General features: G+C 35.0%; 17 protein-coding genes. 2 read left to right on the top strand and 15 right to left on the bottom strand.

The features are described 5' to 3' along the window. Positions 1 to 18 precede the first annotated feature (18 nt). The 6 genes from EZV73_RS13315 to EZV73_RS13290 all read right to left on the bottom strand — a co-directional run bounded on the left by EZV73_RS13315 (position 19) and on the right by EZV73_RS13290 (position 6898). Positions 19 to 1128, bottom strand: a complete 1110-nt coding sequence (locus tag EZV73_RS13315; protein WP_240840827.1) for a sugar ABC transporter substrate-binding protein — start codon at positions 1126 to 1128, stop codon at positions 19 to 21. 169 nt (positions 1129 to 1297) lie between these two features. Continuing rightward, positions 1298 to 1792, bottom strand: a complete 495-nt coding sequence (locus EZV73_RS13310) for a nitroreductase family protein (RefSeq protein WP_240840826.1) — start codon at positions 1790 to 1792, stop codon at positions 1298 to 1300. A 65-nt stretch (positions 1793 to 1857) separates the two neighbouring features. Continuing rightward, complete coding sequence (locus tag EZV73_RS13305; RefSeq protein ID WP_240840825.1) at positions 1858 to 2877, bottom strand: sugar ABC transporter substrate-binding protein; 1020 nt, start codon at positions 2875 to 2877, stop codon at positions 1858 to 1860. A gap of 11 nt (positions 2878 to 2888) precedes the next feature. Then, positions 2889 to 4445 carry a response regulator gene (locus EZV73_RS13300; protein ID WP_240840824.1) on the bottom strand — a complete coding sequence of 519 codons (1557 nt, stop codon included), beginning with the start codon at positions 4443 to 4445 and terminating at the stop codon, positions 2889 to 2891. Continuing rightward, positions 4438 to 5886: a sensor histidine kinase gene (locus EZV73_RS13295; protein ID WP_240840823.1), complete on the bottom strand. Its 1449-nt coding sequence runs from the start codon at positions 5884 to 5886 to the stop codon at positions 4438 to 4440. Before EZV73_RS13295 ends, EZV73_RS13300 begins: the two co-directional genes overlap by 8 nt. After that, entirely contained in the window at positions 5876 to 6898 is a 1023-nt protein-coding gene (locus EZV73_RS13290; RefSeq protein WP_240840822.1) for a substrate-binding domain-containing protein, read from the bottom strand. Before EZV73_RS13290 ends, EZV73_RS13295 begins: the two co-directional genes overlap by 11 nt. Positions 6899 to 7125: 227 nt before the next feature. Here EZV73_RS13290 and EZV73_RS13285 point away from each other — a divergent pair, with 227 nt between their 5' ends. Then, positions 7126 to 8403 (top strand): bifunctional diguanylate cyclase/phosphodiesterase, encoded by a 1278-nt coding sequence (locus tag EZV73_RS13285; RefSeq protein WP_240840821.1) that lies wholly within the window; start codon positions 7126 to 7128, stop codon positions 8401 to 8403. Between the two features lie 46 nt (positions 8404 to 8449). Here EZV73_RS13285 and EZV73_RS13280 read toward each other — a convergent pair whose 3' ends face one another. Both EZV73_RS13280 and EZV73_RS13275 read right to left on the bottom strand, forming a co-directional pair. Next, positions 8450 to 9133 carry a GTP pyrophosphokinase family protein gene (locus EZV73_RS13280; RefSeq protein WP_240840820.1) on the bottom strand — a complete coding sequence of 228 codons (684 nt, stop codon included), beginning with the start codon at positions 9131 to 9133 and terminating at the stop codon, positions 8450 to 8452. Positions 9134 to 9212: 79 nt separating this feature from the next. Beyond that, positions 9213 to 10805, bottom strand: coding sequence for a tetratricopeptide repeat-containing diguanylate cyclase (locus tag EZV73_RS13275; protein ID WP_240840819.1), 1593 nt, complete (start codon positions 10803 to 10805; stop codon positions 9213 to 9215). Between the two features lie 259 nt (positions 10806 to 11064). On the opposite strand from EZV73_RS13275, the gene EZV73_RS13270 reads away from it, so the two are divergent. Beyond that, positions 11065 to 12180 carry an Ig domain-containing protein gene (locus EZV73_RS13270; protein WP_240840818.1) on the top strand — a complete coding sequence of 372 codons (1116 nt, stop codon included), beginning with the start codon at positions 11065 to 11067 and terminating at the stop codon, positions 12178 to 12180. A 196-nt stretch (positions 12181 to 12376) separates the two neighbouring features. On the opposite strand, the gene EZV73_RS13265 is transcribed toward EZV73_RS13270, so the two are convergent. The 7 genes from EZV73_RS13265 to EZV73_RS13235 all read right to left on the bottom strand — a co-directional run bounded on the left by EZV73_RS13265 (position 12377) and on the right by EZV73_RS13235 (position 21999). Then, entirely contained in the window at positions 12377 to 15109 is a 2733-nt protein-coding gene (locus EZV73_RS13265; protein WP_240840817.1) for an S-layer homology domain-containing protein, read from the bottom strand. A 149-nt stretch (positions 15110 to 15258) separates the two neighbouring features. After that, entirely contained in the window at positions 15259 to 16083 is an 825-nt protein-coding gene (locus EZV73_RS13260; RefSeq protein WP_240840816.1) for an NPCBM/NEW2 domain-containing protein, read from the bottom strand. Between the two features lie 214 nt (positions 16084 to 16297). Beyond that, positions 16298 to 17164 (bottom strand): helix-turn-helix transcriptional regulator, encoded by an 867-nt coding sequence (locus tag EZV73_RS13255; protein WP_240840815.1) that lies wholly within the window; start codon positions 17162 to 17164, stop codon positions 16298 to 16300. A gap of 709 nt (positions 17165 to 17873) precedes the next feature. After that, positions 17874 to 18974 (bottom strand): hypothetical protein, encoded by a 1101-nt coding sequence (locus EZV73_RS13250; protein WP_240840814.1) that lies wholly within the window; start codon positions 18972 to 18974, stop codon positions 17874 to 17876. A gap of 40 nt (positions 18975 to 19014) precedes the next feature. Continuing rightward, entirely contained in the window at positions 19015 to 20325 is a 1311-nt protein-coding gene (gene grdB / locus EZV73_RS13245) for a glycine reductase complex selenoprotein B (RefSeq protein ID WP_240840813.1), read from the bottom strand. Between the two features lie 10 nt (positions 20326 to 20335). Beyond that, positions 20336 to 21625 (bottom strand): glycine/sarcosine/betaine reductase component B subunit, encoded by a 1290-nt coding sequence (locus tag EZV73_RS13240; protein WP_240840812.1) that lies wholly within the window; start codon positions 21623 to 21625, stop codon positions 20336 to 20338. Positions 21626 to 21636: 11 nt separating this feature from the next. After that, positions 21637 to 21999, bottom strand: coding sequence for a GrdX family protein (locus EZV73_RS13235; RefSeq protein ID WP_330637117.1), 363 nt, complete (start codon positions 21997 to 21999; stop codon positions 21637 to 21639). Positions 22000 to 22377: the final 378 nt, after the last annotated feature.

Below are 22377 nucleotides of genomic sequence, written 5' to 3'. Positions count from 1 at the left end.
GTCGTGTTAAATGTATGATTATTCTAAACCTGTGAATTCTTTAGCATCATAGTAACCAGACTCGATAATTGTGTTTTTAACGTTGTCTTGAGTTACAGTAATAACTTGAATATCTTTAGCTTTAACATCTACAGAACCATTGTTGTAAGAACCATTTGTTTCAACAGCTTTACCTTCAAGTGTATCTACAGCTGCACCAATTGCACCCTTAACTAGGTCTCTAACATCCTTAAGAACTGTCATTGATTGTTTACCATCGATTACATATTGTATTGAAGGCATTTCAGCATCTTGACCTGTAATGAAGATTGTTAAACCTTCTTCTTTAGCAAATTGATCAAAGATTGATCTTGCAGTACCATCGTTTGGTGCTAATACAAATGTGTTACCAGCAGGAGGTGCTGCAGTAATGTGTGATTCAGCTTTAGACTTAGCAACTTCTGGTTTCCAGTCAGTTGTAATTTGCTCGATGATTTCACCCATTTCTTCTCTTGATAATGTTGCTTTGTTCATGTATTCAACAGCCTTTGAAGAGTTTTGAACTTCAAATGTACCGTCAGCAATCTTCGGTTGTAATACGTTCCATGCACCTTCAAAGAATAAGAATGCATTGTTATCAGTAGCAGCACCAGCATATAAGTATAACTTGTTACCAGTACCTTCAGCATTGTCTACTAAGTATTGACCTTGAGCAGCACCAACTGAAACTGAGTTGAATGTTACATAGTAATCTACAGCATCTGTATTAGTTACTAATCTGTCGTAAGAAATTACTGTGATGCCTTCTTCTTTAGCTGCTTCTACTGCTGCTGCAGCTGCTGCACCATCATGTGGTGTGATGATTAAAACTTTGATTCCTTTAGCAATTAAAGTTTCAACATTTTGCTTTTCTCTAGCAGAGTCACCTTGTGAGAATAAGATTTCTACATTGTGATCAGAATCTTTTAAAGCATCCTTGAATCTTGTTTCATCTTGAACCCATCTAGGTTCTTCCTTTGTAGGTAATACAATACCAATTTCTACTGATGAAGAGCTCTTAGAACCACCCTCATCTGATGAGTTTTGACAACCAGCAAAGATTCCTACTACCATAACAAGAATCAATAGCATTGATAATAATTTTTTCATGTTTCCCCTCCGTTTTTCTTATCTTAATTACAAACCTAGTATATGAAAAAAAACGTTTTCACTCCATGGAATAAAAAATGACCTAATAGGACATTTTTAAGACAATTCGGGAAAACGTTTCTTTACTAGTAGAATTTTAAGATTAAAAAAATACTAGCAGATTTATCTGCTAGTCTAAATAAGTTACTCTATCTTCTTCATATCTGTCGATATAAGTTTGCTCTTTGTCTGTATAGCCAAAAGGCACTACAGCAAAAGGCATACCTTCTTTTAAGCTAAGTGTTTCTTTTACATACTGCATTCTGTCATCTTGACTTGCAACACCTAGCCATACACCACCCATACCTTGTTCTACGATTTCAAGTAAAAGGTTTTGTGTACAGGCTCCCATATCTTGCGTCCAGAATTCTTCAAACATTAAGTCCTTTTCTTTTCCTAAAAGGACAATTGCCACTGGTGCACTTGCAACCATCTTAGAATAAGGACTCATTTCAGATAACTTTTGTAGAAGGGTCTTATTTCTAACAACTACAAATTCCCATGGTCTTTGGTTACCAGCTGATGGTGCTTGCATAGCTGCTCTTAAGATTTTTTCAATCTTCTCTTGTTCTACAGGTTTATCTAAATAAGATCTAACACTTCTTCTATTGTCTATAATTTTCATAATATACCTCCGTCAATGTGAAATATACACCTTATATACTCATATGTCAATATGGTAATATGACTTTATTCTCGGAAAACGTCTTCATATTTATGAAAACCATCTTTAACAACCGTTTCCAAGATATTGTCTTCTGTTACAGAAATAACATCTAATTTTACATAAGGGACGTCATAACCATTATAAATGGTGTCATGACTTTCTATGGATTGACCTGTGGCCAAACGGATGGCAATATCTACTGCCTCTGAAGCAATGGTATCAATAGGCTTATAAATGGTCACATGTTGGGTGCCTTCTACGATTCTTTGACAGGCAGAAACATCAGCATCATGACCTGCTACAAAGACTTTACCAGCAAGACCTCTTTCAGATAAGGCCCTGATAGCAGCATCTGCCAAATGATCATTGGCACCTATAATGGCATCCACCTCAGTTCCCTCGTTAAGTACATCTACAACCGCTTCATAAGCTGGTGCTTCACGCCAGTCATCGGCCCATACCTCTTTGACGACATTTACCTCATTTGAGTCAATAAAAGGCTGAAGGGTTTCTATATAGCCATCTCTAAACATAGATGAATTGTTGTCCTCAGGCGACCCGTTTATAATGATATAATTGCCTTTGGTTTCTGATAAAAGCTCAGAAGCCATGGACTCACCAACCTTATAGTTGTCAAAAGATAAATAGACATCTACAGGGGCATTAGAAATGAGCCGGTCATAAGATATAACCTTGATGCCCTTATCAATAGCTGTGTTCACAACATCTGATATACCATCCTTATCATAAGGAATGATGACTAGTACATCAACGTCATCTTCTATTAAACTCTTAATTTGTGAGACCTGTGTATCATTGTTTTCATTGGCATTATGGAAAATAACCTGAATGCCTTCAGCCTCGGCTTTTTGTTTAAAAAGCTCACGGTCTCTTTTCCATCTTTCAATAACTAAAGTATCTGCTGAGTAACCTACTTTGATGATACCATCATCTTTTTTAGGTAAGTTCATTAGTATAAAGCCAGCCACTATAATAATTAATAGAACCATTGAAACATAGATTTTGATAGATCCTTTTTTCATATAACACTCCATTACTTAAACTCCGTAGGTGATACGCCGACTAACTTTTTAAACAAACGGCTAAAATAATTGGGATCATTATAGCCAACTTTATAACATATTTCCTTTACAGAAAACTTTTTATCTCTTAATAATTCTTTAGCTACTTCCACACGTTTGTTTCTTAAATACTCAATAAAGTTTAATCCCAGTTCTTCTTTAAAGATAGTTGAGAAATACTGAGGACTGATAGAAACTTCCTTAGAAACATCGTTTAAACCAATATCCTTGTCAAAATTTTCATCAATATAAGTCTTGGCCTTTAAAATAACATTGGATACATGACTGGTCTTACTGCTTTGTATGGTTTCTGCTACCAGGATGATTTTTCTATAAGACCAAGAAGTCAATTGATTCTGACTCGTAATACGCCTAAACTCTGAGATATAGGTAGAATATCCGACTTCTGCTTCACTCAGTTCATGTTTATAGGATGTAGATAAAACCATTACAATCAGTTCCATCAAGACATTTCTAAAAGATACCTCATCAAAGTTTCTTGAGATTTTATCAAAGAATACATGAAGTTGTTCTCTCAGTTTATCAATCTGACCTGATTCCACCAATAAAAGAATAGCCTCCTGGTCGTCTTTAACTTCCATATAGGAGTAGTCACTTGACGTGGACACCATAACATCGTTATGGTGAAGTACAGCTTCCGTAGCCATTTTTGACAGGGCATAACTAGCCTGCTCTAAAGAATGTCTTAACCTTTCTAGCTTGAGACATGCGCCAACACCAATTTTCACTTGAACATCCGACTTTTCAAGTGAAGCTGTAATCGATTCAGCCAGTGATACCGCCTCTACCCTTTGGTCATACTCATCAGACAAGGCACCTGAAAAAACAACCACGGTCACCCTGTTGATGATCAAAGGACCTACAGCACACTTACATTTATATTTAATGGTATCTTGAATTTTCTTGTATAAGGCATCCCCTTGTATACTGATGGCTTCTTCTGAATCCTTTATTTCAAGAGTCATCACATAAGCATCTTCATTATGAATTTCCATGATGTCACAGTACTTTTTAACCTCATGTTTAAAGTTACCGTGCATCAAGAGAGAGTAAATAAAACCTTTTTCTAGTACAGGCATCATCTTCTCAAGTTTTTCACGATTTTTAATCAGCCTAGACCTTTGCTCTCTTTCTTCAAGAATCTTGTCCATGGCCTTATTTAAAACTTCTACAAGCTTGTTTTGATTAATGGGCTTTAAAATATAATCAACCACCCCTAGCTCTACGGCTTGCTTGGCATAATCAAACTGCTCGTAAGCTGAAATAATGACAAACTTTGTTTGGCTAAAGCGGCCTCTTATGGTTTGAATGGCTTCTATACCATTGATACCAGGCATCTTGATATCCATTAGAATGATATCTGGATGTTTAGCCGCATTCATTTCAATGGCTTCACGTCCAGAAGACACCATGCCTACAATCTCAATATTGTCAAAGTGATTTTCAAGGGTAACTTTTATACCTTCCTGAACCAGCCACTCATCATCTACAATCATTATTTTAAACATGTAACACCTCTATAGGTAGTCTAATGGTCACAGTTACCCCTTCCTTACTCGTAATGGTCATAAGATTCTCCAAATGATAGAAAAGTTCTAATCTATCCTTTACATTCTTCATGCCAATGTTTTCTGAATCCTCACTATTTAAAATCTTTTCTATGGTTGATGCGTCCATACCAATACCATTATCCGAAACGGCGATATCAATAAACCCTTCTCTTCTTATACATGATATGAAGATGGTACCACCAGCCTCAAGACTTGATAGGCCATGAATATATGAGTTCTCAACCAGAGGTTGCAAGATCATTGGCGGCATAGACAAGGTCAGCAAATCCTCATCTACATCAAATTCAAACTTAATACGGTCTCTAAATCTCACCTTTAAAAGCTCGTAATAGTCTTTTATGTTCTGGAGCTCATCTTTAAGTGTACAGTGGTCTTGCTGCATTTTCATATTGTATCTAAAAAGTCTAGACATGGTCTCTAAAAACTCACCAGTCTTAGAAGCATTTTCAATAACCGACAATTGAACACCTGCATTGATGGTGTTAAAAAGAAAATGAGGATTGATCTGAGACTGTAAAGCGCTCAACTTGGCATTATCTAAAAGATAGGCCATCTTAAGGTTTTTCATCTGTTCATCTTGTAATCTAGCCTCAATTTCAGCCTGAAGCTTAACATCATCAATGTGCTTTACAATGTTATTTTTCATCTGATTAAAGGCCTCAGCTAGCATCCTATATTCATCATTTGATTCAATGATAACATCTTGAGTTTCAAAGTTACCTGATGATATTTCCTCAGCCGATTGGTACAAGGCATTGATTGGTCGAATCATCTTTAAAATAAGCATATAAACAATCAAAGTTGAAAAGACAATCAAGTCAACTATTATAACATTTGTAATAATCTGAAGAATCTGAGTCTGCTTTAAAAGTACTGTATAAGCCACAGAGTTGGTTTCAATTTGCTGCCTGTTTAATCTATCAATATACTCGAATATAAAACCCTTGATCTTGTTTGATTTTTCATAGTGCTTGTAATACTCTATAACATTTCTCTGTCTCTTATAGGTTATAGCAAGATCCGATTCTGTCTTGTACTGCTGTATCAAGTTGGTGACGTTTTTCATCATCAACTCATTATGAGAAATACCCTTCTTATAAAAATCATCTAGGGTTTCATCAAGTGCATCTAGACCTATTAAAAAGTCGTTCAGCCTTGTTGAAGACTTGGTACTCAAATAACCTAGGAGATTTTCATCTAATGTGGTCATCTTCTCTTCAATGTCGTTTAGGTATATATGATTTTCAAACATGGTAGACACTTGGTCCTTGTACCTATTCATAATACCTAATGAGTAGAGACTCAGTAAAGTCATAAGGACAATAATAGAAGCTGAAAATAAAATAAGAGACCTTTTTATGGAAGCCCTAGTTTTCATCATCGACCTCCAATTCTCTTATGTAGGCATCTAAATTAGACTGATCAATCATCATAATGGATGGTAGGAAGTCTGATTTGGCAATGCCTGTTTCTACATAATCGTGAAAAGCGACAATGGATGCAATACCAACAGCCTCATTATCCGTCACAATGGTGCCTTTTATAACACCACTTCTTATATACTGGAGTATTTCATCATCATCACCAAAACCGATAACAGTAAAATCATTCACTCGGTTTCTGTCAATTAAGACCTGGACAATACCTAAAGTAGACTTGCTGTCACTGCAGTAGATACCATCTATTTCAGGATAATCATCAAGGATTTCAGTGGCGATGGTCTCTGCACTTAAAACCCCTTGCTCGGTTTGTCTTATAAGCCCTATTTTTAAATCACTATAGTTATCAAAGACTTCGTTCATGCCAAGAGATAACAAGCTTTCTGCACCAGAAGAAAAAGAATAATCCAGTCTGTTGATAACGGCAATACGGCCCCTACCACTTGTTATATCTGCAATCGTTTTCCCAACATTTAAACCGATAGAGTATCTATTATTACCTGCAAAAGAAATTCTTTTTGTCTCACCAAGATTTTCATTTAAGGTGATGACAGGTATGTTCATTTCACTTGCTTGGTTGATTTTATCGATGATGTCCTGGTTGTTGTAGGCGTGTACAATGATGCCATCTACTCTTGCATACATGGCCATGTCCATTCGGTCCACCACTTCTTTGAGGTATTCATCTTCACCAATGAGTATGGTTTCAACCGAAATATGGTTGGTGGATGCTGCAGTTTCAACGCCAGCATAAAAAGACTCTGAATAAGTTTCATCATCCTCATTTAAAATCATCATGATATGGTACTTTATGTCTTCATTATTTATCTGATTCATGCTTTCTGACCGGTTCTTAATATCATTGGCTGTGTATAAACCTATGCCTAATGAGCCAATTAAGAGAAGTCCAGAAAGAATGGTTAAAATCATTATATATTTTGGTGTTTTCATATTATGCCTCTATTTTTCTATCTACACTTTAATTTTACACGATATGTGTATGACTTTCTTAAGATATCATAGCATTATTTTAAGATTACCCTCATTATATCATTATATTCCTCATGACACATGAAAAAGAAAGTTTGGTGTAAAAACAGTTATTGCAATCAATGCAAGGCCAATGATTCTATCATATTTTTTTGGGTATATTCTTAAGTAGAGGAAAGGGATATACTATGAGACATGTCAAAGACTATAAGAGACTTGGTGAAATTCCAGGACTAACAGAGCTAAAAAAAGAACTGACTAAGCTGGTGAAAAAAGAAAATAAGTTCGCCTTATTTTACATCAACATTGACGACTTTGCCCAGATTAACGAATCTCTTGGTTACGATGTTGGTGATAAAGTCTTGATTGAAATTGTCAACAGGATCAGAAAGAACATGAGACTTCATGATTTCTTATCACGCCAAAAAGGAGATGAATTTACACTTTTGATTACTGAACTGGATACATTTGATTACTTGGGTCAAATCGTAGAACGCTTTATGGCTCTCTTTAAATCACCTGTTCAAGTCAATGGCCATGTCATAGAAGTATCCATAAGTATTGGTGTTTCCCTCTACCCCGACCATAGTGATAACCCTGACGACTTATTGCAGTATGCCAATATCGCCATGTATTTTTCTAAATCTACAGGTAAAAGAACCTGTACAACCTTTAATCAACATATGGATTCAAGTCTCAATGTCAAACAGGATCTAATAAAAGAAATTAGAAATGCCATCAATGAAAAGCAGTTTAGAATCTATTATCAACCACATGTCAACTCTGATACAGGGGGTATTATCGGCGCTGAAGCCCTTTTAAGATGGCACCATCCAAATAAGGTTATGGTACTTCCAAATGACTATCTACAAGTGGCGGAGGAAACAGGTCTAATAGTCGAAATTGAAAACTGGATTATTTCTGAAGTCTTTCAGCAAATCCATTTATGGAAGACCATGATGAATTGGGACATACCTATTTCAATCAACTTATCCATCAGTCATCTTAGACGTATAGATTTTATAGCCAAACTTGAAAAAATGATGGAACTCTATGATATCAGACCAATTCTAGTGGTCTTTGAGATTCCAGAAAATGCCCTATATTCTCTTAACAAGCAGATACATGTGTCTATCAGTAAGTTGGTAGAACTCGGTTTTTCTATATGTATTGACAACTTTTCAGTTGCACCTTCAGCCCTCAAGTATATCAAGGAAAATACAGTTAACCAAATAAAAATCAATCGGAACATCATTAATGGTATCTTTTCAAATCATAAAGACGAAGCCATCATAAATTCTATGATGACTCTGAGTAATGAACTCGGTATCAGTCTAATCGCCAAAGGGGTTGAACATGAAGACCAAATCAACTACCTGGCTGAAATTGGCTGCCATGTCATTCAAGGCTACTACTACTCTAAGCCTCTTGATATCGGTGATTTTGAAAACTATGTAAAAAAATAACCAGTTGATTTTATCAACTGGTTTGCTTTTTATTTAAAAGAGCTGTTCATTCTTTACCGAGTTCTACCTCTGATATAACAAGTTTATCAAGTGTATCCTCATTGTCATGAAGTGATGTGATTTCATTTTTGATCTCTAACATTCTCTCATCTAAAATAGAGATCATATTGGCACACACCTTTAGTCTGTCTGTAATAGATGATGGTGCTTCATTTCTATACTTGTAATAGATTTTATGTTCAAGGCTTGCCCAGAAATCCATGGCAATGGTTCTGATTTGTATTTCAATTCTAGTCGGGACAACACCAGATGATAAGTATACTGGTATGTCTACGAGTAAGTGAAGACTCTTGTAACCATTGGCCTTTGGATTTTCAATATAATCCTTAATCTGTACAATATTTATGTCATCTTGTTTCTTTAGTAAATCAAATACCTTATAAATATCTGTCGTAAATGAACATATAATGCGTATGCCAGCTATATCAGATAAGTGTTTTCTGGCATTTTCAATGGTCGGCTCATAGCCAAGTCTAATCAGCTTTTCAGTGATACTGTTAGGCTTTTTTACACGATATCTAATATGTTCTATAGGATTGTAATCGTGAATATTGCGAAACTCTTCGTCTAGTATTTGTAACTTAGTCTTAATTTCATTAACCGCGAAGTTATGAACCAGTAGCAAGTCTCTCCACGGCTTCATCTCTTCGGTCATTAGGGCTTCGTACATTGATCCTCCTTAATCATCATATTAAGTATATCATTTTTTTTATCAATTCATGAGTTTTCTAACAAATCTTTAGAATTAATTAGTATTCTTTAATTTTGCATAAGTTTCTTCCCGATTCTTTTGCAAGATAAAGCTGCTGGTCTGCTTCATCTAAGACAGACATTAGGGGATGTTTGTCTAAATGTGTTATTACAGCACCTATACTGACGGTTATGAATTTTTCACCTTCTGAGTAATAAACTTTCTTTAGAGACTGACATTTTTCTCGTATGAGCTCTAAAGTATTTCTAGCCTCATCTATATCATCAGCTTTAAAATAACAGATAAACTCTTCGCCGCCATATCTACCGACAGCAAAATCTTCAAAGTTATGGCTAGATATGCAGTTTACCATATCTACCAAACAGGCATCACCTTTTAAATGTCCCCATGAATCATTGTATTTCTTGAAATAATCGATGTCTAATATCAAAAGCACATCCTTTTTATCAGTCTTTTCAACTTCTTCTAGATACTTGAACATACCTCTTCTATTGTATACCTTAGTCAGTTCATCGTATAAACTGACTTCTAAGAGCGCCTTATTTTCAAGTTTAATGGCTTCAAGTTCTTCTTTTACAGACTCAATTTCTCTTTTCAGTCGACGACCCATGAGCTTTAAGTCTTCACCTTCATCCTTTTGTCTCGAGGCGTTTAATTCTATGGACATGATCTCTAATCTAACCGATAGATTGGAGGCTTCTATTTCTTTATCCTTTAGATGATAGGCCTTCATATAAGCAAATGCTTCTCTAAAGTCATTGTTTCTTTCATAATACTCAGACAGTAGTTTATAGATGGTACATACCTTGTTTTCAAGCTTGGTCTGTATCGAGCAGTTCAAGGCTTCAATGAGATATTTTCTAGGTGGCTTGCCCTTAGCTTCTAATAAAGCCGCATAGTTAATTAAAAGATCAATCAGATAATACTTATTGTTTACTTTGTTAAACTTTTCAAGTGCTGATTTATAATATTTTTCGGCTAAGTCATACTTTCTATTTCTAAACATAGACCTTCCAAGCTTGGTTTCAGCTTCACCTTGAACAACAAGATCACCATGCAAAACTCCAAGTTCATAAGCTCTTTGTACAAAGTCATCTGACTTTTCATTTTCAGTGATATAATAGACTTCTCCAATATTAAGGCTGATTGCAGCAACATGGTCCATCAGCTTATTTTTATCTGATATGTCCATGGCTTCATGAAAGTAATCTAGAGCCTTGTCATGGTTGCCTGCTTCTCTATAGACTTCACCTATATTATTTAAAACAGATGATAAGAGTTTTGCATCCATCAAGTCTCTATGGACCAAGATCTTAGAAAAATACTCAAGAGCCGTCTTGTAGTTGCCATAATAAAAGTAAACGATACCAATGATGTTTCTGGTCCTTAAGATCCAGTATTCATCACTGGCTTTCTCAAATAGATCCAAAGCATACATAGCATGTTTAAGACCTTCCGTATAGTTTGACATGACTCTGCAAGCATAGGCCATATGAAAGTAACACCTAGCAACTTCATGGTCATTTACTGTAAGAGCCAGTGAGCTTTTTGCAATTTCATATGATTTTTCTGGATTCCTTAGTGATAGCTTCTTGGCTTCTAATAATTTATCATCTACAATTTTATTCATAATTATTCTCCCGTACTTTAATTATACTGGAAGATACTTTTGAATCAAACTAATTCTCCTTTTATTTAGATAAAATCATCCAACACATTTCCATAAATGACCTTAATTTATACCCCATTATGCAGTTTCTAAACTGCATAATGCCAATTTAGTTTAACCATAAAATCATTGGGTAGTATAGTCATATAACTATGTTTATTAGGACATTCTTTCCCTATGAGGCTTCAAATTTGATTGAAATGATTGGGAAGTGATTTTTGTGACTCGAAATAAGAATAAGATTAGGAAAAATCTATTCATCACCTATTTTCTAATTTTGAGTTTGATATTTGCAGCCTCAGTATATGGACTACAAGTCTCAGACACTGAAGTGTTCTTTCAAATGAACACCAGTTACGTCGAATTGACATATGGCGAAAGCTTTAACTTTGATGTAAAGGTCAAAGGATTAAGCTGCTGCGATGTGTATTGGACACTCGATGATGATAGATATTTGTCAGTAAGTAGTGAGGGTATTGTAAAAGTTAAAGATGATATTGCTGGTAGTGGATATGGTGAAAAAGTGGTCACTCTTACTGCTACATCGGTATTAGGAGACTATAGCGATGAAGCTAAGATTTTATTAATTGAACCACCTAAAAGTGCTATTCTACCATGGTCTGACAGATCTTTTAACACAGCTGTTCACATTGAGTTAAACTCAAACTATGTGACACTTGCTGTAAATGAAACATTTGATTTCAATGCTAAGGTTAAAGGATTAGAATGCTGTGATTTATATTGGTCTTTAAGTGATAACAGTTTATTAACTGTAAACGACAAGGGTTTAGTGTCTTTCAGAGAAGACATTGACAAGGCTAAGATCAACGAAACAATCGTTACCTTAACAGCTCGTTCAGAACTAGGTAATTATTTTGATACTGCATCCATTGAGATAAGCCAGGTACCACTGGGCCAGGTGAATGTCTTTAGTAAACATTTAATGGACAAGCTTAGAACAATCGATACAATGGAAAAGTTTGTAGTAAGTAAGTACGATAAGCATCAAAGGATTTACGATAAGCTTAGATTTATCGATATCTACGAGGCACCTAGTGTACCTACAGATTTTAAATATCAAAGACTCTATGACAAACTAAGAGATATTGATATCAATGAAGCACCTTATGTGCCTGTAAATCCTAAAGATCAATGGCTTTACAACAAACTTAAAGAGATCGATATTAATGAAGCACCTGTAGTTCCTGTTGATATAAAAGACCAAAGAATTTATGACAAACTAAGAGATATAGACATCAATGAAGCACCTTATGTACCTGTAAGTTTTTATGTTAAACCTCTTCAGGAAAAGCTCAAGGTATATGATTTTCTTTAATTATAACTAAGAGACCTCATAGCTTAAGAATTGTCCTATAGGCCAGCATGTGCTGGCTTTTTTTATTTAATAACTCCATATAGACAGACTTACATATATACTTATTATAACTATATGTCATGAATATAAAGATAGTATAGTGCATACCAAAATGAAAAGTGCTCCTTGAGGAAAATCTACAAGAAGCACTTTATATTTATTCATGAATGACTGTATATTTTTCAAGACCATGATCTTTAGCCATTTCATCTGGTGTCATGTTGAAGTACTTATTTCTGATAGGCACGACATTTGACCAAAATGACTCATCTGAGTTAATGCTTCTAAACCATTCAGGACTTTCTACGTCGTTCCATGTTGCATCAAACTCTCGCCATTTACCATTTATCTTGACCCTTGACCATGCATGGTTGATATCACTGTTCTCTACATATTCGGCTTCAAGATCTGCCATGCCAGCTAGTGCATTTAATGTATGAGCATAACCAGCACAAACCATTTTCTTTGTTGATACTAAACCATATGGGGAATACGAAGAAGGATGATTCGATGATGTATTAGCATAGAAATTATCGTAATCATACTCAACAGTATCAATCAAGTACTCATTTAAAACTGTTATCTTATTTAAATCACTCATTGAACTGTTTGTCTTACTATCTACTACTTTTCTCATTTCTTTATAGGCAATTATTAGATTGTTTAAGTCAATATCATAAATAAAGTTAAAAGTATCTAAATCAAGTCCTTCTAATTTATCAAAATCATGAATGTTGTATTCATATAACGCCAAGTACTTTAAATTACTAAGCCCAGCTAAAGCTTCTATGCTGTTGATACTATTGCCACTTAAAAGGAGTTCGTCTAGATGACTTAACTGTGATAAGACTGAAATATCCTTTACTTGTGTATCAATCAAGTTAAACTCTTCTAACTTAGATAAATGAGACAATACATTGATATCCTTAACAGGTGAACGTCTTATGTGTAATATCTTAAGATTCTCAAAGTACTTCAAATCCTCTAAATCACCACTAATCAAATCTTCTAAATAAAGTCTATCATAACTTGATAAAATAGCTTGAGTTATTATATCATTAGGATCTGATAAGTTTTGTCTTACATAAGCCTCAATATCCTTGTTCTTAAAAGCAATCTCTATCTTATCATTTGGATCTTCACTTGGTTTTGTAACCTTTACATCTGCAAATATTTCAGGATTAAAAGCATCTGCTTCATCTACTAGTTTAAAAGAAATCTGTGACATATAATCACCAGAAAGTACATAATAAAATGCAACTGTTTTATCTTGGCCATATTCTTCTCTAGCTTTTTCGGTGATATGAAAAGAAGCACTGTTAAACTCTTTTTGCGTCATCTCGAATTCTTTTACATCCAACGTAGTAACCTGATCTGCATTTAAGGATGTCCAAATCTTTTGAAAACCCTTAACACTTTCATCAATTGCCGGTGGCGTAACAACAACTTCAACAGGCTTTTCAGGTGTAGTTATACCTTCATGTTCGTCTATAATAGCCAATTGCTTCTCAAGGTAGTTTTCTCCTTCACTATAAGTTAACATAACTCTAACGACATTCTTACCCGATTTCTTATCTATACTAAGTCCATGAAATTGGTTCATTTGTGTTACAAACTCTCTATCAAAATAAAGCTTATGAAATGCCTCAGTTACTTCATCAACAGTCATAGAATCTCTTCCAATATTAAGATATGCATCCCTATTTAAGAAAGCTTTTCTCAACCTTTCTGCAAAGTCGTTGACAATCTCATTTCTTGTCTTTTCTTTAACTTCTACAGAATCTAAGACAATAAATTTTTCTTGCTCGCCTTCATTGTATAAGTCTATTTCTAAAGGCATTGTAGCAGTAGAGCTGGTTACTAAGCCGTATTTATCTTCAAAGGCTTCTATCAGCTGAAAGTGATCTTCTAAAAATTCTAAGTCATTTTCTTTACCATAATGAACTTTGATAACATAGCCATAGTCCTCATCTCTTTTTACATACTCAAGTTCAAAGTCACGCCCCAATGCTTGCATAAAATTTTTCTCATAGTACAAAGATCTATAAATACTTCTCATGCTCTTAATTGACATGGGATTGTCAGTAAAGTCAAACGTTTCAACGCCTGATAACAAACCTTCTCTAAAATACTTATGAAAGTAAAACTGACTCGGTACCCCAATATTAGCATACTCATCACCATGGATAAGGTAATCCAATCTGTCATAAACAAGCCTACTTGGTACGTCTACATCATCAAAAAAGGCAGCACAATTTAAGTTTTCTTTCATACCCAATTCCTCATTGGACATAATATTTTTTATAATCGTCAAGGCTTGTTCAACTGTTGCTTGTCCTTGAGGATTGAACATATCTTGACCAACACCACCAATAATCCCATTTGCCTTTGCCTTGTAGACATATTTTCTTGCCCAGTAGCTGATTTCTGAATGGTCATTAAAGACATAAGAATCAGCTTCCTTAAGTGGTACACGTGATAATTCTAATGTTTTTACGATAAATGTAGCCAATTGTTCACGAGTCAACAGTTGATCAGGTCCAAATTTACCTTCTTCGACTCCCTTCGTTATACCAAGTCTGGCACCTTTTATAGCATATGAATCGTCTGTATCAATAAACTCAATATCATTTAGCTGCCCATTAGCCATTCCTGTTGTTAGCTCATAAAGCCTTACTGCAAGATAAATAAAATTTTCTCTAGTGATTGGTTCTTTATAATCTCCAAAAGCTTCTTGTCTGAACTTTTCTGATTCTTTCAGTAGATTCAAACCCTCTTCAGCCCAACCAGATGGTTCATCTTCACCTGCAAACACACTTAAACTTGTCATCAACAAAACAAGCGATATAAGCATAAATGATCTAAACCATTCAAATATTCTTAATTTCATACATCCCCCTTCTCCTCAACCTGATAAATTAACCACAAATACTCAAATTATAATCCATAACTAAAAAGATGTTTCGTCTAATTTGAAACATCTTCTAAGTCAACAATATACTAAAACGCATTCCTAAAAAATTGTTCTATAACAATATCTTAGTTTTCAAATCTTGCATCTTCTAAGATTAAACCACTCGAAGCTGCACCAGATCCACTTACAACTAATTTAACAAATGTTGCACCCTTTACGTCTACTGCAATATCTTCAGCTAATGTTTTGGAATTTATTTCTTTACTATAAACTTCTACATCATCTGCATAAATCTTAAAATTAGTATCATATTTCGAGTGTCGCACAGCCAAGTTAGCCTTGAATGTATCATACTGTCCTTGAAGTACATATGTGATTTGACCTGAAGTTACATAATTACCATTGCTTACACAAGTCATTTTAATGCCACTGGTATACTCATTTCCAATAATGTCCTCAACAGGAGTTGTAACTATCTCTACAAGACTAGATGATCCCTTTAATACAGCAATTGGTGAATCTTCAGGAACATTATATTCATCAGAGACAAATATTGCATCTTTATCTGTAGTAGGAATCTTAATAGAATGCTTCTTCAATAAATCTTTTAAATCATCATTCTCTGCTTCTAACTTCTTATTATTCTCAGTCATTAAATCTAGCATTTCTGAGGCAAGTGGATCACCAGAATTTTCACCTTCAGAAGAAAGTTCAATGGCCCTTAATTCATTGTTCCAATTAACTTCTAATTCTAATGCTTCACTAATTGCTTTTACAGGTAGATATGATGAGCCATCAATGATTACAATTTCCTTATCAACTCTGTCTCCATTTAGAAATAGCTTAATATCTGATATAACAGCTGTTAAACCACTTTCTGCAAATACAAAGTTTGTTGCAAATACCATGACTACAAGAATTGCAATCACTTTGATTCTTTTGTTTTTCATTCCATTCTCCTTTAGATTCAAATACCAAACAACAAACTCTTTATGAATAAAACATCAGATCCAACCAAAGATGTTAGATGATTATCATGAGTTTCATTGACTATAAAGAGTATATTTAGTTTATCATTAACTTAAATTCAAAAACAAAAAAATATTCCTATTAAATAGAAATATTCTACTAACATTACTAAAATCGTATCAATAGATTTCATCTTTATGTAATCCTATAGTTTGACCTAAACTCCCTAGGGGTTTCATCGTATTTTTCCTTAAACTTCATTGTAAAATAAGAGGTATCACTAAAGCCACATTCATAGGCTATCCTATGTATTTTCATTTGATCACTTAATAGAAGTCTCTTTGCTCTTTCTAACCTTATAGCATTTAAGTAGTCCATAGGAGAAGTTTCAAGTTCATCCTTAAATATTTTTGAAAATCTTGATACCGATAAATTTACATCTTCTGCTAGTTCATTTAAAGTTATCTTCTGATGCATATGGTGATACATATACTGAATAGCTTGTTCTATTTCTTTTCTAACTGTTATAGACAGCTTCTTTTCAACTTTACCTAAAACACTTCTTAAAATCTTGTTGATGATGATAGTCTCTAAAGATTTACATATTTCATCATAACCAAACACTTTCTCTTCATATTCATTAACGTACTTACTTACAAGATCAGGCAAGTCACTAATTAACTCTGTGTACTGTCCCCTAAAAATGGGCGTAACTTGTCCTGTCACCTTTTTGTACAACTCATCAAAGTAATTCGATCTTATATTAATGCATACATACCTTGACTGCTGAACAGTGGGTACTTCATAATGTTCTACATAAGGAGATACAGATAGTAAACCGCCTGGTTTTAATGGAATCAACTCATGGTCTATACACACATAAGCACGTTCATGATAGGTATAAGTAAACAAATAAGAAGGTAACACATGCGGGTCCAGTGCAAAATCAAACACACCTCCATTAGGTATGACAATCTGCATATTATCTCCCGTATAGATATCAACGAACTTCAATGCTTCCTTAGGAATTGGTCCAGAATAATCCAAATAGTTTTCTTTCATTATTTCCCCCTATCACAACTCACACCTAAAACAATGAGCTCAGTATTCTACCTATTTAATTCTACCAAATCTATCCACATTAAAGTATAAAAATCTTACTTTTTAATATGATAATCTACCTAATTGAACCATCGCTTTATCCAATATTAAAATCCATATCCAATAATTGGGAGCGAACTCAATTATAGAACATGGAAAACAGCAACAATCTAACATGCACCTAAAAAGAGAAGTTATTCACTGCTCCAAAATACAATCACAATTACTATAATATATTGGATCACATCATCAAAACTACATGCAAGCAATTTCGATTTCTTCAGCTATCAATGATTTTTTACTTAAAGGAAACCTTATGTCTATTGAACTTTCTATCACAGAATTGCTTTCTGGTGATTCAGATCTAAATTTACCATACAACACCTCTTCATAGTTATCCAGTTTTAATTCTGCAACTAAGTCACCTTTTCACCATATCAATTTTTGCTAGTAGGTTCAAGAACTCCACTATGTCAATGCCTTTTTTTTCATTATTAATAGCAACTTGAGTTTCACTACATTTGGTAGTAACTACCAGTGACTAGATTTTCACCAGTATGACTAATGCCATGTCTGGCACAACTGATAAAAGCACACCGAAAACGGTGTGCCTTAAAGTGGTTTATATTCATTGGTGCATGAGTCGGCTAAACTCAGGCCCAACAAAAATCTAAGAAACTTTTTCTAATGGTTGGTCTGACGTCATTTTATTTCTTACTGACTTTAAGACCATGGCAGCTAATAATAGAATACCTACATAACCATTAATGACATAAACGACATTTACAAGCTTGTTAAATGGAATCTCTAAACCTACATAAATACCGATCAATGCTAATACTACTGTTAAAATTCTAAACTTCGTCGTCTTTTCTTCTGTAAATCTAGCAGATACCGACCAAAGAAGTGGTACAGATGTTGTGTATATACCCAGTACAACTATGACTGAAAACACTGTTGCCACAATAGGGTGGATATTTCCTGCTAAAAGTAAAGTTGGAACCATGGCTTTTGAAACCTGCTCAATATTGGCAAGCATGCCAAGAGCCACGATTAATACTGCTAAAGAAAAGCCTGTTGCACCTAATATAGCCCCTCTAGATGCTTCTTTTTTACTGTTTGCTCTTTTGCCTAAGGCAGCCATAAACGACGCCAGCCAGAGCATACAGAAGCCGACATAAGAACCCGCTGCAAACAACCAGTTGCTAGATGCCTTCATTATATCTAACTCTGGAATCAGACTGCCTGCTTCCTTTAAACCTGTGGGATTCATTATAAGGGCTGACAAGCCAAGTCCAATGGATAAAACAACAATAACAGGACCTATTTTACCTATGACATCAACGATTTTTCCAAGTCCAAATATAACTGTCGTCATGGCAAGGATGCCCATAAGGATCCCACCCACTTGTACTGGTAAATGGTACTGTTCTGATACCGTTGCACCTGCACCTGCTATCATTACGACAAATGACATATAGATGAAAACAATTGAGAAATAGTCAAAGAATGTCCCAAGTAGATTGCCACAATAATATTTAAAGATATCACTGGACTTTTCAAACTTTTGTGAAAAACCTACGGTGATAAAGTTTACGCCTACATATAGGAAAAGACCGAAAATAACGACAATCCCCAAAATACCCAGATAGCCATATGAGCAGAAATACTGGAGTACTTCTTGACCTGTGGCAAATCCTGAACCTATTAAGAAGGCAATAAATGCTCCTGCATATTGTATTACATTTTTATTATCAACAACTTGCTTCATAACACTCACTTTCTATAGAAAAGGGGTGCCTTTTAGGCACTTAAGCTTCAAAAACGGTCTGTTCTGTAATGTCAGTTTGAAGCGCCTTAAAAGCACGCTCTACAAGAGATCTTCTCAACTTCTTCTCAGCATGAATGTCTAAGTTTGGATTGCCAAGTGGATATGGAATACCTACAGCTGGGATGATTCTATTAGCACCTACTGTTAAGGCAATTGGTACCACTGTTGCTATATGAGCGACTGGAATACCAGCTCTTTCAATTTCTTTTACCATCGTTGCACCGCAACGTGTACAAGTGCCTCATGTAGAAGTTAGGATAACTGCATCTACACCATCAGCTAAAAGCTTTTTAGAGAATGTTTCACCGAAGGCTCTTGCATTACCTACTGATGTACCCGTACCAGTTGTTGTTACAAAATAGTTTTCCAAAGACCCTATCATACCTTCTTTTTCCATGTCTCTAAGTACGTCTAAAGGTAAGACTCTGTTAATATCTTCTAAAGCATAAGTTCTGTCATAACCACCATGAATGGATGTAAACATTTCCGCTGGCATACTGTCTAAACCCTCTATATCATAAACACCATACTTAGTTGCACTTGATGATTCAATTCTATCAGGATTATCTGTAGGTACAATACCCCCAGATGTCACCATAGCAACTTTTATTTTTGATAAATCCTTAATTGCTGGATTAGGAGCCACATTACCAAAGTCTGGCATGGCATACTCTGTTGTATAATCTAGACCGCCAATCTTCTTTAATAGCATGTCTACAGCTCTTTCTGAGCCACGTTTGTCATTGAAGTAGTTTGTACGAATACCTCTTACATGATAACCTTCTAAATCAGGTCCAAAGATTTCATCTTTTCTTGCCATCTTTAGGAGTAGCTTTGTCATCTTTGGAATAGAGTTTCTCATATCAGATGCTGAGTTACCAGTCTTAATGATATGTAAATCTTTCTTATACATATCTACGCCAGGATTTTCTTCATACATGCCTGTTATAACAGGAATGTTCAGTCTTTCCTCTACAGCCTTAGAAATAGCACCACAAGCCACACCGTATCTACCTGCATTAAAAGCAGGGCCTGCTACAAATAAGTCTGGTTGATGTTTTTCAATCATTGTAAGTAATTCTTCAGTTGCATCACCCAGGTTCTCACCAAAATATGAGTCACCACAAATAACTGTAGCTACTATTTCCGCCTGGTCACCTAAAGCCTTATCTAAAGCTAAACCAGGACCTACTGCCTTTAAAGTTTCCTGTGGTGGTATATCCGCTTTTTCTTCCCCACCAATTCCTGCAAAGAAATTATTTATATAATGAACGACTCTTAACTTCGACATAATATCCTCCTTAGTACATTCTTGCTGATAACTTGTTACAACCAAATGCTGATGTTGCTGAAATGATGATTTGAATCTCTGCTTCGATGCTGCCATCTGCTTTTAAAGATCCATCATAACCACCAATCATGGTTTCAATATCTTCTAAAGTCCCAATAACCTTATCCATAGGAGGCATTGTGATAACAAGGTTACCTTGTCCACATGATACCAAGGCATCTGCTTCTTTAACTGCATCTGCAAGTGACTCACTCTTACCATCTCTACCTGGGAACTCATCTGTGATCAGTACAGTTCTTATACCTTCTTGCTCAACCTTCTTACAGTTCATCATCAAGTCTGTATCAGGGTTACCATAACCTTCTTCAGAAATAATAACACCATCTAAACACATCATTTTAGCCAGTTTAGCAACAGCATCAGAACATCTTTCCTTGTCTGCTAAAAAGACATTTTCGTTGGTAATGATGACACCCATAAAGTTTAATTCTTTACCGTGCTTCTTATATAAATCTTCAATAATTGGGTCATTCTGATGTAGATAAGTAGGAATCTTGTCACACGATGCCACACAGTTACCAGAGATGACTGCACCATCCATAAACTCTGTTGGACTCATGATTGTTGGAATAATGTTTTTAGCATCAACACCATAAACATAAGTATCATGTAAAAGACCTTGAGATTGAAGCATACATACATAGCCTACCTTTGGAAGGTCTGGATACTGATTTGCTTGATCAATAAAGCCTTTTGTCTCAAAAGTTTCTAGTGTATCAGGACTTAAGTTTCTAGCAGTTTCACCGATGTAATTGGTTACCTTTAAACCTGCTTCTCTTGCAGCAGTTTCATAAGCATGTGGCTCAATGTTATCTATTGGCTCTAAAACAAGACACACGTTAAGTGTTTTAGAAAATGGCGTGTATTCAGATCCAATGCCACTCATATCGATGATGCCTTCTTGGAAGCCCATAATCTTACCAACAGTTACAACAGCAGTATTTTCTAATACATGCGTTCTGCCTTTACCAACCTGCTTAACCTTGTTACCAATCACACCTGGGAAGTTAGTACCATGGCCGGAAACCTTTACTCTAGGCTGCAATACATCTTTAACAGGTGTGATTCTTACAGATTCACCTGGTCTTGCTAGTTCAATTTTAGCCGACTTAATACGCTCATCTTCAAGTACAATACTTGTAAGTTCATCATTGTTTACATAAAGTACTTTGTCTTTAACTTCTGTGATATCACCATACCTGATATCATCAATCATGATTTTTCCTAATTCTAATTTCATGTTTTCCTCCACTAATTTTTTAAACCACTTGTAATAATTGTCTTGTCTACATACATGAAGTCATTTAATAAGTCATCCGTATACTGAGGCAGTGACTTATTGTTAAGAAACTTCTTACATGTCTCAATTGCATTTTCAATGATCATCACTTGTTTGATATTCAGTTCCCCTCTCCCCCTAGTGATAATAATTGACTTATAAGGATTCTCATTCGGCTTTAAAGAGCCTGATAAAGGATGTGATATCAACTGATGGCCCTGATGCAAATAGTCTCTTACACGAAGTAGGACCGGCATCATACCAAGTTCCTTTACATTGATCTTGCCGAAGTCTAAAAGGCAATCACTTATAACAATTGGGTTGTTTGTTACAATTAATCTTGAAATAGCTATCCCCCCTTTATTTCAACCTACTATAGAGCAAGAGGCGTGCCAAAATATATTCTTCAAGTGATAAATTGTGAAAAACTTGTCATTCCAACACTTGTAGAGGTCATGTATTATTTTTAGAACTCACTCTTGTTTAAACAAACTTACGATATTATATTCGTTATACGAATGACCATTCGCTTTAAAAATTCTTTTGTGCTATCATTAGGTGACAATTGGTAGTGGAAAGTAATCTATGAAAAAAGTAGGGATCGATGGATAAGCAGATTTTAATCTTTTCAGTCATCGTTTTTGAAATATATACACAAAAATAGCCACTCTAGCGCCTACAGTGGTAGTTAAATCTATGAAATTGGATATTAG

This window comes from Acidaminobacter sp. JC074 (assembly GCF_022496765.1).
Classification (GTDB): domain Bacteria; phylum Bacillota; class Clostridia; order Peptostreptococcales; family Acidaminobacteraceae; genus JABXKX01.
Note: the sequence above shows the minus strand (reverse complement) of the source record. Positions and strands in the feature narration are given on the sequence as shown.

Coding starts and splice junctions, on each gene's coding strand:
- EZV73_RS13315 (WP_240840827.1), bottom strand. CDS start 1,128: ATGAAAAAATTATTATCAATGCTATTGATTCTTGTTATGGTAGTAGGA.
- EZV73_RS13310 (WP_240840826.1), bottom strand. CDS start 1,792: ATGAAAATTATAGACAATAGAAGAAGTGTTAGATCTTATTTAGATAAA.
- EZV73_RS13305 (WP_240840825.1), bottom strand. CDS start 2,877: ATGAAAAAAGGATCTATCAAAATCTATGTTTCAATGGTTCTATTAATT.
- EZV73_RS13300 (WP_240840824.1), bottom strand. CDS start 4,445: ATGTTTAAAATAATGATTGTAGATGATGAGTGGCTGGTTCAGGAAGGT.
- EZV73_RS13295 (WP_240840823.1), bottom strand. CDS start 5,886: ATGAAAACTAGGGCTTCCATAAAAAGGTCTCTTATTTTATTTTCAGCT.
- EZV73_RS13290 (WP_240840822.1), bottom strand. CDS start 6,898: ATGAAAACACCAAAATATATAATGATTTTAACCATTCTTTCTGGACTT.
- EZV73_RS13285 (WP_240840821.1), top strand. CDS start 7,126: ATGAGACATGTCAAAGACTATAAGAGACTTGGTGAAATTCCAGGACTA.
- EZV73_RS13280 (WP_240840820.1), bottom strand. CDS start 9,133: ATGTACGAAGCCCTAATGACCGAAGAGATGAAGCCGTGGAGAGACTTG.
- EZV73_RS13275 (WP_240840819.1), bottom strand. CDS start 10,805: ATGAATAAAATTGTAGATGATAAATTATTAGAAGCCAAGAAGCTATCA.
- EZV73_RS13265 (WP_240840817.1), bottom strand. CDS start 15,109: ATGAAATTAAGAATATTTGAATGGTTTAGATCATTTATGCTTATATCG.
- EZV73_RS13260 (WP_240840816.1), bottom strand. CDS start 16,083: ATGAAAAACAAAAGAATCAAAGTGATTGCAATTCTTGTAGTCATGGTA.
- EZV73_RS13255 (WP_240840815.1), bottom strand. CDS start 17,164: ATGAAAGAAAACTATTTGGATTATTCTGGACCAATTCCTAAGGAAGCA.
- EZV73_RS13250 (WP_240840814.1), bottom strand. CDS start 18,974: ATGAAGCAAGTTGTTGATAATAAAAATGTAATACAATATGCAGGAGCA.
- EZV73_RS13240 (WP_240840812.1), bottom strand. CDS start 21,625: ATGAAATTAGAATTAGGAAAAATCATGATTGATGATATCAGGTATGGT.